Annotated in this window: 9 protein-coding genes; 4 read left to right on the top strand and 5 right to left on the bottom strand. The window is 67.7% G+C overall.

The annotated features are described in order from the left end of the window. Positions 1-87: 87 nt before the first annotated feature. Positions 88-3,078, bottom strand: a complete 2,991-nt coding sequence (locus IRZ30_RS11580) for an ABC transporter permease (RefSeq protein ID WP_294085282.1) — start codon at positions 3,076-3,078, stop codon at positions 88-90. A 30-nt stretch (positions 3,079-3,108) separates the two neighbouring features. Next, a complete protein-coding gene (locus tag IRZ30_RS11575; RefSeq protein WP_294085280.1) occupies positions 3,109-3,849 on the bottom strand; it encodes an ABC transporter ATP-binding protein in 741 nt (246 codons plus the stop codon). A gap of 436 nt (positions 3,850-4,285) precedes the next feature. Between IRZ30_RS11575 and IRZ30_RS11570 the strand changes: the two genes are divergently transcribed. Further along, positions 4,286-6,010 (top strand): cation:proton antiporter, encoded by a 1,725-nt coding sequence (locus tag IRZ30_RS11570; RefSeq protein WP_294085279.1) that lies wholly within the window; start codon positions 4,286-4,288, stop codon positions 6,008-6,010. Positions 6,011-6,019: 9 nt separating this feature from the next. Here IRZ30_RS11570 and IRZ30_RS11565 read toward each other — a convergent pair whose 3' ends face one another. Continuing rightward, entirely contained in the window at positions 6,020-6,727 is a 708-nt protein-coding gene (locus IRZ30_RS11565) for an SDR family NAD(P)-dependent oxidoreductase (protein WP_294085278.1), read from the bottom strand. A gap of 145 nt (positions 6,728-6,872) precedes the next feature. Here IRZ30_RS11565 and IRZ30_RS11560 point away from each other — a divergent pair, with 145 nt between their 5' ends. Beyond that, a complete protein-coding gene (locus IRZ30_RS11560; RefSeq protein ID WP_294085277.1) occupies positions 6,873-7,451 on the top strand; it encodes a DNA-directed RNA polymerase subunit alpha C-terminal domain-containing protein in 579 nt (192 codons plus the stop codon). An 8-nt stretch (positions 7,452-7,459) separates the two neighbouring features. On the opposite strand, the gene galE is transcribed toward IRZ30_RS11560, so the two are convergent. Both galE and IRZ30_RS11550 read right to left on the bottom strand, forming a co-directional pair. After that, positions 7,460-8,440, bottom strand: coding sequence for a UDP-glucose 4-epimerase GalE (gene galE / locus IRZ30_RS11555; RefSeq protein ID WP_294085275.1), 981 nt, complete (start codon positions 8,438-8,440; stop codon positions 7,460-7,462). 93 nt (positions 8,441-8,533) lie between these two features. Continuing rightward, positions 8,534-9,619 carry a lysylphosphatidylglycerol synthase transmembrane domain-containing protein gene (locus IRZ30_RS11550; protein WP_294085274.1) on the bottom strand — a complete coding sequence of 362 codons (1,086 nt, stop codon included), beginning with the start codon at positions 9,617-9,619 and terminating at the stop codon, positions 8,534-8,536. A 551-nt stretch (positions 9,620-10,170) separates the two neighbouring features. Here IRZ30_RS11550 and IRZ30_RS11545 point away from each other — a divergent pair. Together IRZ30_RS11545 and IRZ30_RS11540 are read left to right on the top strand one after the other, a co-directional pair. Next, positions 10,171-11,103: an ABC transporter ATP-binding protein gene (locus tag IRZ30_RS11545; protein WP_294085273.1), complete on the top strand. Its 933-nt coding sequence runs from the start codon at positions 10,171-10,173 to the stop codon at positions 11,101-11,103. Continuing rightward, positions 11,100-11,897: an ABC transporter permease subunit gene (locus IRZ30_RS11540; RefSeq protein WP_294085272.1), complete on the top strand. Its 798-nt coding sequence runs from the start codon at positions 11,100-11,102 to the stop codon at positions 11,895-11,897. The genes IRZ30_RS11545 and IRZ30_RS11540 overlap by 4 nt, the downstream gene beginning before the upstream one ends. Positions 11,898-11,973 lie beyond the last annotated feature (76 nt).

The raw sequence follows: 11,973 nt of genomic DNA, 5'->3' as shown, positions 1-11,973 counted from the left end.
CACCGCACTCCCCGGTGCCCCCAAAGCACGACGGGGCGGCTGGCCACCCTCCCGCCGCTTCGTGCCGGATGTGAGCGATGTCGCGCGTTACTCGTAGCGCAGCGCTTCGGCGATCGGCACGCTGGCCGCCTTACGGGCCGGGATGTAGGCCATCACGAGCCCGGCCACCAGCGCGATACCGACGAAGAGCGCGATCGTTCCCCAGGGGACGAGGAAGCTCGCCGCGGACCCGCTGGAGCCGGTGAACTCATCGCTCGTCATCAGGTTCCGGGAGAGGATCAGCCCCAGGATGGTCCCCGAGCCGACGCCCAGGATGGTAATCATCGTCGACTCGATCAGGAAGCTCGCGCCCACCATGGCGCGGCTGTAGCCGATCGCGCGGAGCATACCGATCTGCTGGCGTCGCTCAACGACCGAGCGGAAGGCGATCACGCCGAGGGCCGCGATGCCGACGACGAGGCCGAGCGCCATGAAGCCCTCGACGAGCATCAGGAAGCCGCGCGACACGGCCGTTCCCTGCTCGATCAGCTTCTCAAGCGACTCCGCCTGAACACCGTAGGCGATCAACTTCGCCTTGATCTCCTTGGCGAAGGCGACGTTGTCCGTGCCGGACTGCGTCTGAACGTAGTACATGGTCTGGGTCGGCTGCGCGAACACCTGGTCGAACGCCTCGTCGTTCATGTAGAGCCCATAGAGCATCGACACCTTCGGGTCGATCACGCCGATGATCGTCACCGTACGCGTCCGACCGCTCACGGAATCACCGATCTCGATCTGGATCGGCTCCATGGTCGTGTCGCCCGCCTGGACGCCCTCGAGGAAGAAGTTCGCGGCTGAGCCGACCTGCACGGTGGGCCCCGGGAGCGCAACGCTGTCGATCACGGCGAGGTCGGGATTCTGGCGCAGCGCCTCCCAGACGGCGGCGTCGCTGTCGTACCCGGTGGCGCGGATCGAGAGCGGCGCGTGGCTGTGCTCGATGAAAGAGGCATCGGCGCCGTTGATGGTATATCGCTTCCACTCCTCGGTGCCGGCGAGGCGAATCTGGGAGTCGTACGACGCCACCTGGCGCACGCGGCCGGTCGCGGTAACCCGGCTCGTGTCCACTCCGCTCTCGGCCAGCGCCTGGTCGAAGGGCGGCATCGGGTCGTTCATGACCCGTGCTGCAGCGATGTCCCAGCCGGCCGCGGCCTCCTCACCGGAGAAGAGCCTGGTGAAGTTGTGATCGATGGTGGCCATCATGACCAGCGAGAAGACGATGAGGCTGAACATGGCGATGGTCATGCCGGTGCGGCCTTTGCTCGCCAGCGGGTACGCCACAGCGGTCTTGACCGCGGGCAGCCAGCGGCTGAAGGTCCGCCCAAAGAGGCGGACCAGGGTCGTGGCGATCTCCGCGTTCCAGACGATCGCCATGGTGGCGGCGGCGACAATCATGATGCCGGAGACGAAGAACATCTCCATCCCGCCGCTGAGGTCCGGGAAGATCTTCTTGTAGATCGAATCGGGCAGCAGCCAGAAGGCCAGAACGACGAGCGATGCGACGGTGTACAGCAGGCGCGCAGGCAGCCCGAAGCGGCGCAGCGCCGCCGCCAGGCTGAGCGGCAAGACGGAGATACCGATGGAGTAGGGGAAGAGCTTGTCGCTGTCGGCACCGACCCACATGAGCAGCGCGCCGAGCACCACGCCCAGGATGCCGAAGATGAGCCAGCGGTTGCCGGCCCGCTGGCGCTGCGGCTCCGGAATGTCGCGGATGGCGCGCACGATGTTGAGCCGGCTGACGCGCCAGGAAGAGATGGCGATGGTGACGAAGGTGACGACGACGCCGAGGCTGTAGGCGACGACCAAGCTGCGCCAGTGCGCGGTGGGGACGATGGTGAAGAAATCGCCGACGAGCCGCCCCATGACGCCCGCGATGACGAAGGCCACGCCGACGCCCAGAGCCGAGCCGATCAGAGCTGAGACGAGGTCGTAGGCGATGCCCTCGGCAAGGAACATCTCGGTCAACTGGCGTCGCTTCATGCCGACGGCGCGGGCCATACCCATCTCGGGCTTCCGCTCCGCGGCCAGCAGGACGAAGATCAGGAAGATCAGCAGGATGCCCGCCGCGATCGAGAAGAGCCCGAGCACGAGGAAGATGCTGGTGAAGACGCTTGCGCCTTCCTCGGCCGTATTCAGCGCGCGCTGCTTGACCCGTACCGCCCCGTACGGAGCATCGCCGAGGGCCGCGTCGATCGCCGAGACCGCCTCGTCGGTCGCCTCGACGCCGTCGTCGACGCCACCGGTGTTCGACACCGCGATGAAGCTGATCTGACCCGGCAGCTCGAGGAGCTCCTGGGCGCGGTCGAGGGTCATCACGAAGCCGCCGGCCTGCCCCAGGTCATGCATGCCAGTCAGGATCGAGTCGGGGGCGATGGCAGCCACGGTGATGTCGCGGGGCTGGTTCTTGATGTAGACCGTCAGCGTGTCGCCGACCACCGCGTCGATACGCTCGGCGGCCGTCTTCCCAAGGACGACCGCGCCTTCGGGGAGGGCGGTCAGATCGATGTCGTTCCCATCGAGGTCACGCAGCCCGCCGAAGGGCTCGAGCGCCGCGGGATCGATCCCCACCGCGGTCACTATTGGCTCACTGAGCTGGGTCTGGGGGTTGAGGATCGGGACGGGCTGCGCCAGGACGGGCATGAGCCCGTCGATCACCGGGTCGTCGGCCAGCGCGTTCTGCAGGTCCGCGGCGACCTGCTGCGGGAAGGTGACGCCCTGCTGGGCGTCGGGCTCCGCATCGTCCCCGTTCACGGGGACGACCAGTTCGTCGGTGTGCTGGAGAACGTCCAGGACGGTGGACTTGATGCTGTAGTTGAGCGTGTCGCCGGTCGTCAGCGCGGCCGCGATGATGAGCGTGCTCAACATCAGGCCGATGACGATCAGGGACGTCTGGGCCGGTCGGCGCCGGGCGTTCCGGATGCCCATGCGGAAGATGATGCGCTGGCGAAGGTAGATCCAGCCGCCGACGCCGAGGCACAGCCCAAACGCGATGAGCAGTGCCAGCATGATCGACTGCATGGGGATGCCGAAGATGTTATCCATCGACAGGTCTTCCCTTTCGGATCGGCAGCACTACTCGACGAGGCCGTCGCTGACGATTCGGCCGTCCTGCATCCGGATGATCCGGTCGCACATGGCACCGATGCGCGGGTCATGGGTGACGACGACGAAGGTCTGCCGGTTTGTCTGATTCAGGTGGCGCATCAGGCCCATGACCTCGTCTGCGGTCTGGCTGTCCAGGTCGCCGGTCGGCTCGTCGGCCCAGACGATCGCCGGCTGGTTCGCCAGGGCGCGTGCGATCGTCACGCGCTGCCGCTGGCCGCCGGATAGCTCGGCCGGTCGGTGGTTGGCCCACTGAGCCAGTCCCACTTGCTCCAGCACCTCAAGGGCGCGTGCGCGCGCGTCCTTCGGGCGCACGCCGCTGACGAGCAAAGGCAGCTCGACGTTCTCCACGGCGCTGAGCACAGGCAGGAGGTTGTAGAACTGGAAAACGAAACCCATCTGGCGAGCCCGGAACTCAGTGCGCGCGTTGTCGGACAGCTTGGAGAGGTCCGTGCCCGCGATCAGAATCGTGCCGCTGTCGATGGTATCGAGTCCCGACAGGCAGTTGAGGAGCGTGGTCTTGCCGCATCCCGACGGCCCCATGATGGCCACCATCTCACCACGGCGTACGGTGAGATCGACGCCGCGCAGCGCCGGAACTCGGAGCTTGCCGGTGTCGTAGGTCTTCTCGACGCCTGTGGCGGTGATGATCAGATCGGTGTCCCGCTCCGCGGTGACAGCTAAGCGATCTTCCTGGATAGACGAAACCATGCGTTGACGCTCCTCACTCCCTCAGTCCTCATGTCGATGGATCGCCTGAGCACCGGGCGCTTGGATGGGCTTGTACGTGCCCGGCCTATTCGCTCATGGTGGATCATAGCTGGGGACGACCCGCTGTTTCTTCCACCGTCGGGTCGGGCTGGCAGCGCCGAAACGGGCAGCACCTGCCTGTCCCGACGGACAGGTGCTCCACCCCGCCACGCTGCCTGGCCCTCGGTCACGGCGACGTGACCACAATATCGGAGTCTACATAAATTATTGTGGTGAAGACAACGTGCATATTGCAGAAGGGGATGGCGAGCGAGGCGCATCGCGAGCGGGGCACGTCATCGTGTATGCTCGCCATGAGCGCGCGTTTTTCGACCCGTCTCGTGAGAATAGGCTGTGCACGGACCCCACTGGGTAGACGCCGGGGAACGGTGGATCGGTGATCGACTCAGGCCTGCTGGTGAACCTGGTTCTGGCCCTGGCGGTGGCCACCGTCGGCGGGGCGCTGGCTGCCCGCCTCGGTCAGTCTGTCATCCTCGGCTACATCATATCCGGCCTAATCCTCTCGCCGACCACCCCTGGCCCGTCGGGGGAAGTGGCACCGGTCGAGGCGCTTGCGGACATCGGCGTCATCCTGCTGATGTTCACCGTGGGTATGCGCATTTCCTTCCGCGAACTACAGGGAGTGGGGCCGGTTGCGATCTTCGGCGGGAGCGCGCAGATCCTGATCTTGATCGGCCTGGGATACCTGATCGCGCGCGGCACCGGTCTGGGTTGGCAGGAGGCGCTCTTCTTCGGGGCGGTCGTCTCAAACTCCTCCGTTATCGTCCTGAGCAAGGTGCTGGAAGAGCGCGGGCAGACCGGTGCGCTCCAGAGCCGCATCGCCCTGGGCTGGTCGACGGTCCAGGACTTCAGCACGGTGGGGCTGGTCGTGATCCTGCCCGCCGTCGTGACTGGCGGCTCGGGGATTACCCTGGCGGAGACGCTCAGCCTGGCGGCAGTCAAGGCCGGGCTCTTCCTCTTTCTCCTCGTCGTCGTCGGCAGCCGGGTGCTGCCGTATCTGTTCGAGCGCATCGCCGCCCTGCGCAACCGGGAGATCTTCGTGATGGCGGTGGCAGCCTTCGCGCTCGGAGCAGCCTATGTCTCGCTCTTTTTCGGTGTGTCCGTGGCGCTGGGCGCCTTCGTGGCCGGCGTGGTCGTGAGCGAGTCGGACCTGTCGCACGAAATCCTCGGTTCGGTCCAGCCGCTGCGCGACGTCTTCGTCGGCCTCTTCTTCGTTTCGGTCGGCATGCTTGTCGACGTCGGGTTCCTTGCGCGGAACTGGCCCTATACGCTCCTCGTGGTGGCGGTGATGGTGCTTCTCAAGGGCGCCGTCACGACCGGGATCATCCGGCTGTTCGGATACACCACTGCGACGGCCCTCCTGACCGGCGTCGCCCTGGCACAGTCGGGGGAGTTCTCCTTCATCTTGGCGCGCGCAGGCGTGGAGGCCGGCGCGGTCACGCCGACCGTCTTCAGTTACCTCCTGGGTGGGGCGGCGATCAGCATCACACTCTCACCCTGGCTGAACGCGCTGGCTGATCCCCTCGCGCGGGCCTACGAGCGCCGCCAGGCCGGGCGCCTGACCGCCGAAGCAGTTCCGGAAGGCAAGAAAGCCCCCTTCCAGGGCCATGCGGTGATCTGCGGCTACGGGCGCGTCGGCCGCCTCATCGGCGCAGCGCTGCGGCGGCGCGATTTCAGTTTCATCGTCATCGAGCAGGATCGCGACATCGTGTACGCCCTGCGGGACCAGGGTGTCTACGCCCTGCTCGGCAGCGCCGACAACCCGGTGCTGCTGGAGCAGGCGCACCTCGATACGGCACGCATCCTGGTGGTGGCGATCCCCGACGCGCTCGCGGCGCGCCTGGTGGTGGAATACGCCCGGCGGGTCAACCCGAATCTGGATATCGTCGTGCGGGTGCACTCCGAGGAAGAGCGCCGCTTCATGCTCTCGCGCGGCGTCTCGCTGGCGGTCCTGCCGCTCCACGAGGCGGCGTTCGAGATGACTCGCCACACGCTGCGGCGCTTCGGCCTGAGCGCCATCGAGACACTCGCCATCGTGCAGCGTATGCGCGGCGACCCGGCCGCCTACGAGGCAACCGGCCCCGACGTGATGCCGCACTGAGCCGGCTCGTCAGAGCTGCCCGTAGACCGGAATCACCGCGCCGTTGATCGCGGCCGCCGCGTCGGAACACAGGTAGAGCATCAGTGCCGCGACCTGCTCCGGCCGGACCCAGCGGGACGGATCCCCCTTCATCGACTGGCGGTTCTCCTCCGTGTCGAGCGTGCTGGGGACGACGCAGTTGACGGTCACGCCGGTGGTGCGGACCTCCCGCGCGATCGCCTGCGTCATGGCGACCACCGTCGCCTTGGCCGCGGCGTACGCGGTGCTCCCGCTCGCCGGCTCGAGGGCCGTGCGCGCACCCACGGTGATGACCCGCCCACTTCCCTGGGCCACGAGGTGCGGCAGGACCGTACGGGTGCAGACGAGCGTCGGGCGGACGTTCAACTGGAACAGACGATCCCACTGGTCGAGGTCCGACTCCAGGAACTTGCCGCCCTCATACCCGCCCACGAGGTTGAGCAAGTAGTCGATCCGCTTGTGCTCCGCCAGGACCGCATCGACGAACCGCGCCACGGCGGCCTCGTCGGTCACGTCCACCTGCTGGCCGTGTAGGCGTCCGCCGTCGTCGCCCACCCGCGCGCGGAGCGTCGCGAAGGACGCTTCGCTACGGTACGGCACGACGACCGTTGCCCCGGCGTCGAGAAACGCCGACACCACGGCCTGCCCCAGATTCCCCGTCCCGCCGGTGATAACCGCAACCTTGTTGCTCAGCGACATGGGCTGCCTCCGTGTCCTTGGCGCGCTGCGGTGCGAATCCCGCTGTTTCGTTCATCGCTACTGTACCCCGCGGCCGGGCGCTGGTATAGTGAACGATCCCGGGCAGGAGCTGCCCGGTGCGGCGTCCTGGCTGGGACGGGTGGTGGTGAGACAGGTAACCCGCGGGCGTGCGCTCGGGCCGGGGCCGACGCACACCGTCTTCGATCCCTTCAGCGTCAATCCAATCCGTCGGTCGCTCGGGGCGATCGCGGTCAGTGCTGCCATGCTCGTCGCGCCGATGCGCTGGCTCGGCGCGGAGGTTGGGGGCCTCGTCCTGGTCGGCGTCGGCTGGCTGGCGGCGGCGGTGCTGATGATGTCGGTGCCGGTGCTGATCATCGCGACGGTGGAGGAGCTCTGGCGACAGGTGCGGCGCCGCGTGCATCCACCGATCGAGGAGTTGGATCTCAGCCCTCGGGTGCTGCGCCTCCTGCATCGCTACGGGTTGGACACGATTGCCGCCGTCGAGCAGGTCGACGAGGCGACGTTGATGCTCCTGCCCAACTTCGATGCGCGGGCCCGCCGTGAGGTGATGCGGGCAATCAGCCTCCGTCAATACGCCGCTCAGCAGCGCGCCTGGGAGGAAGAGCGGGAGCGGGACGCCCGGCGGCGGCGCGCGGAGTGGAAGACCGCGCGGCTCCCGGTGCGATTGCCGCGGCGCTTCTCCGATTGGACCGGCCGGCGGTAGCGTTCCCCTTACTCGTCCGGATACCCCTGTGGGTGCGCCTGCATCCACGCCCAGGCGTCGGCGATGATCGTCTCCAGGTCGGGCTTGCGCGGCTGCCAGCCCAATTCTTCGCGGATCCGCTCGCTCGACGCGACGAGGACCGGCGGATCCCCCGCGCGGCGGGGCGCCTCGACCGTCGGGATCGGGTGCCCGGTGACGCGGCGCGCGGTCTCGATCACTTCACGTACCGAGAACCCGGCGCCGTTGCCGAGGTTGTAGATGCGGTGTGTCCCGGAGTCGGCAGCCGCCAGCGCGAGCTGGTGGGCCACACCCAGATCTTCCACATGCAGATAGTCGCGGATGCAGGTGCCGTCCGGTGTGGGGTAATCGTTGCCGAAGACGGCGAGGTGCGGCCGCCGGCCGAGTGCCACCTGGAGCGCGAGCGGGATGAGGTGCGTCTCGGGCCGGTGGTCCTCGCCGAAGCGGTCCCAGGCGCCGGCCACGTTGAAGTAGCGCAGGCTGACCGCGCCCAGGCCGTAGGCTTCGGCGGCGAAACCGAGGAAGGTGTCGACCGCGAGCTTACTGGCGCCGTAGGGGCTGATCGGGCGGAGCGGGGCGGTCTCCGGGATCGGCACGCAGTCGGGAATGCCGTACACGGCGGCGGTTGAGGAGAAGACCAGGCGGTTGACGCCGGTGGCGCGCATGGCCTCGACGACGTTCACCGTGCCCCCGATGTTGGTGCGGAAATAGCGCCCGGGCTCGGCGACCGATTCCCCGACGAGGGACAGCGCGGCGAAGTGGAAGACGCCGTCGAAGCCGCGGCTAAGCGTGCGGGTCAGCGTGTCGAGGTCCAGCACGTCGCCGTGGACGAAGTCGGCGCCGTCGGGGATCGCCGCGCGGTGGCCGTTGACAAGATTGTCGTAGACCGTCACTCGATGGCCTGCGGCGAGCAGTTGACCCGCGACCACGCTGCCAATGAAGCCCGCCCCACCGATGACGAGAAGATCCATCGCTCGCCTTTCTCACGCGCCGGAACAGTCGCCCCGGCATGCGCCGGGGGCGAGAGGATGATCGCCCGCCGCGGCGGTGCGGTCAACGGGAACTTAGTCCCCTCCATGGATGGTCGTGCTGGACACGTCTGCGGTGCTCGGCTCGGCTCGCATCCGGGCGGATCGCGCGACGAGTGCCAAGGCAACACGGCGAGCCAGGGGGCGCGGGGCCCAGCGCCGGACGCCGACGGGCTGCGGGCGCGGCATGTCGATCGGCCCGACGAGGAGGTACGGGTAGCGGGCCAGTAGGACGAGCAGTCCGAGGAAGGTGCGGAAGAGCACGCCCACGGAGCGGTAGGCGAGGGCGATGAACGTCGCGCGCGCCAGCCCGATACCGATGTAGTTGAGCATCCCGGCCAGACTCGCGTCGCCAACACCGTAGCCCCCCGGCACCGGGACCACCAGCCGTGTCGCGACGCTCACGGTATGGGCGTAGATCGCCTCGCCGCCGGTCATCCCGCGGTCGGTCAACGCGGCGGTGATGACCAGCAGGATGAGAGCCGAGAGGATGGTGGAGGCGACGCTGAAGAGTGCGCCGATGGCGAGCGTCCGCGAGCGCATCAACGTGGCGGCGTGCGTGAGGAAGTCCTCCTCCATGGAGAGGAAGCGCCGCGTCACCCGCCAGCGGCTGAAGAACTCGATGCCCGCGCGGCGCAGCCGCGGGCTGCGGAGGCCGGTGAAGACCGCCAGCGAGAGCAGAACGCCGACGCCGGGTACAAGCAGTTGTGCCGGGCGCTGCTCCGTCAGGAAGATTGCTCCGGCCGCCAGCAGGGAGATACCCCAGACATCGGCCAGCGCCTGGCCGACCAGTCCCGATGCCGCTTGGTGCATCCGCACCTGGCCGTGCTCCTGCGCCAGGCGAGCGCCCAGCATCGAGCCGCCCGGGATGGCCGTCGCCGCCTGCGCGGCGAGATAGCTGCTCAGGCCGTCGACCATGCGGATGTCGAGACGCGCGGCCCGGAGGAAGAAGGCCCAGCGCAGGCCCTTGACCAGCTCGTTCGCGATCAGGAGGGCGACCAGCGCGAGGAACATCTCACCCGGCATGCTGAGGATGGCGCTGCTCATCGACTCCAGGTCGGTGATGACGAACAACGCCACAATCGCGGCGGCTATGAGAATGAGGATGACCGCGCGCTTCATGACGACTAACCGCTCCAACGGTGAGGGCCTCGCCTGCCCGCCCCCGAGGGTTCGCGTCGCACGCCCTGTGCGACCGTGTGATATGGCGGCTATGTCCCCGGCTTGCTGGTGGCCCACCGATGCCGCACGATCGGGAAATCCCCCGAGCCCGACCGCCGGCGACCGTTTCTTGGCACTGTCCCCGACCGCCCCGACGGCCGAGACCGGCCCGCAGATCCGCACCGCGTGCGACGCCGGTGTTTCAGAATGAGGAATGGTCGTGGTCAGCGCGGAATCGAGCGATGTTCCATTCCCCAGCCTGTGGAGCTAACTGTACCCGGTTTTCACGCTGCGCGCCAGTCCCGAAGGGGGAACTGACCGCAGTTGGCGTAGCGACTGCGTGAGATGGTGAACGAAGTGACAGCTAGCCCGCTCATTCATTGCGTACGTACGCGTTCTGGAGCGATGCAGCCGACTCGTGATGTCCGTGAATCCCCGTCTTGATCCGGAGGCGTATCATAGGTGGGCACGCAGCACGCGCGCGCCGGCGAAAGGAGCCAGGAGGCGCACATATGCCACTGCCGATCGAGGTCCACGGGCTCACCCGCTACTATGGCAAGTATCGGGGGATTGTTGACGTTACTTTCACCGTCAACGAAGGGGAGGTGTTCGGCTTCCTCGGCCCCAATGGCGCGGGCAAGACGACCACGATCCGCCAGTTGATGGGGCTGATCAAGCCGACGAGCGGGACCGCCCGCATCTTCGGCCTCGACTGCTGGGCCGACGCTGCCGCGGTGAAGGCCCGCGTCGGCTATCTCCCGGGCGAGATCCACCTGTACGAGAAGATGACCGGGGCTGAGTTCCTCGACTTCATGGGCGCGTTCCGGGGCGGGAAGTCCCGGCGCCGCCGCGACGAGCTGGCCGAGCGCCTCGACATCGACCTGAGCCGGACGATCCGCCACCTGTCGAAGGGGAACCGGCAGAAGCTCGCGATCATCCAGGCGCTGATGCACGAAGCGCCGCTCTTGATCCTAGACGAGCCGACCAGCGGGCTCGATCCGCTCAAGCAGATCGACTTCCTCGACCTGATCCGGGAAGAGCGCGCCCGGGGCGTCACCGTGTTTCTCTCGTCGCATCTCCTCGATGAGGTCGATCGCATCGCCGACCGGGTTGGGATCATCCGCGAGGGGCGACTGGTGGCGATCGAAGACATGGAGCAGTTGAAGCGGAAGTGGGAGCGGCACCTGTCGCTCATCCTCCGCGAGCCGGTCGCGCCCGAGCGATTCACGGCGCTCGACGGCGTAGTGGTGGAGTCCGTCGCTGATGAAGGGCGCCATCTGGAGCTGGGGGTGCGCGGGCCGGTGCAGCCGCTGCTGCGGCTGTTGGCCGAGCTGCCGGTGGAGGACTTCACCTTCGCGCCGGCGGATCTCGAGCGTGTGTTCCTGCGCTTCTACAGCGCCGAAACGACCGAGACGGCAATGGAGCCGGTGGGAGTCGAGCGATGAGCGTGGTGATGCTGCGACGGGCGACGCGCGACCTGCGCCCCACGGTGTTGTGGTACGGGCTGGGCCTGTTCCTCTACGCCGTGTCCATCATCCTCCTGTTCCCCGCGATCCGTGAGGACACGGAGATGATCAATCAGTATCTCGAGTCCTTCCCCGCTGCGGTGCGGGCGGCCTTCGGGATCAGCGACATGGGCACGCTCGCCGGCTTCGTCGGGGCTGAGTACCTCAACGTGGTGTGGCCGCTCATCGTGGGGGTCTTCGTCATCATGACCGGCGCTGGCCTGATCGCGATGGAGATCGATCGCGGCACGGTCGAGTTCTGGCTGTCGGTCCCGGAGACGCGCACGCGACTGCTGCTGGGCAAGTTGGGCGCGTTCTTGGCCGGGATTGTGGCGCTGGTCGCCATCACGCTGCTGGGACTCGTGATCGGCGGGGCGCTGGTCGGTGAGACGATCGGCCCGGCGCCGCTGCTGGCGACCGGGGTGGTCTTGCTCAGCTTCCCCGTGGCCGTCGGCGGCTACTCCGTGCTGCTCTCGTCCCTCTCGGCCGACCGCGGCCGTCCGGCCGGGCTGGCGGCCGGGATCACGCTGCTGTGCTACATCTTGTGGGTCGTGAGCAGTTTGAGCGCACGGTGGGATTGGCTGCGCTACCTGTCGATCTTCACGCCGTTCAAGCCGCAAGACGCGCTCGCGAGCGGCACGATCCCGGTCGGCGTGCTGGTCCTCTTCGCGATCGGGGTTGTCTCCGCGCTGGGGGCGCTGGTCATCTTCCAGCGTCGCGACGTGATCGCCTAGGGGGGCCCCTGCACGGCCGGCCCCCCCGCCCCCCCCGGCCGCGGGGCCCGCCGGGGGGGGGGGGTGGTGTTTTTTA

Origin of the sequence: Sphaerobacter sp. (genome assembly GCF_019683595.1) — a bacterium.
Classification (GTDB): Bacteria; Chloroflexota; Chloroflexia; order Thermomicrobiales; family Thermomicrobiaceae; genus Sphaerobacter.
Note: the sequence above shows the minus strand (reverse complement) of the source record. Positions and strands in the feature narration are given on the sequence as shown.

What these genes read in the sequence shown, in the direction of transcription:
- IRZ30_RS11540 (WP_294085272.1), top strand. Translation starts at nt 11,100, where the DNA reads ATGAGCGTGGTGATGCTGCGACGGGCGACGCGCGACCTGCGCCCCACG.
- IRZ30_RS11550 (WP_294085274.1), bottom strand. Translation starts at nt 9,619, where the DNA reads ATGAAGCGCGCGGTCATCCTCATTCTCATAGCCGCCGCGATTGTGGCG.
- IRZ30_RS11545 (WP_294085273.1), top strand. Translation starts at nt 10,171, where the DNA reads ATGCCACTGCCGATCGAGGTCCACGGGCTCACCCGCTACTATGGCAAG.
- IRZ30_RS11580 (WP_294085282.1), bottom strand. Translation starts at nt 3,078, where the DNA reads ATGGATAACATCTTCGGCATCCCCATGCAGTCGATCATGCTGGCACTG.
- IRZ30_RS11575 (WP_294085280.1), bottom strand. Translation starts at nt 3,849, where the DNA reads ATGGTTTCGTCTATCCAGGAAGATCGCTTAGCTGTCACCGCGGAGCGG.
- IRZ30_RS11565 (WP_294085278.1), bottom strand. Translation starts at nt 6,727, where the DNA reads ATGTCGCTGAGCAACAAGGTTGCGGTTATCACCGGCGGGACGGGGAAT.
- galE (WP_294085275.1), bottom strand. Translation starts at nt 8,440, where the DNA reads ATGGATCTTCTCGTCATCGGTGGGGCGGGCTTCATTGGCAGCGTGGTC.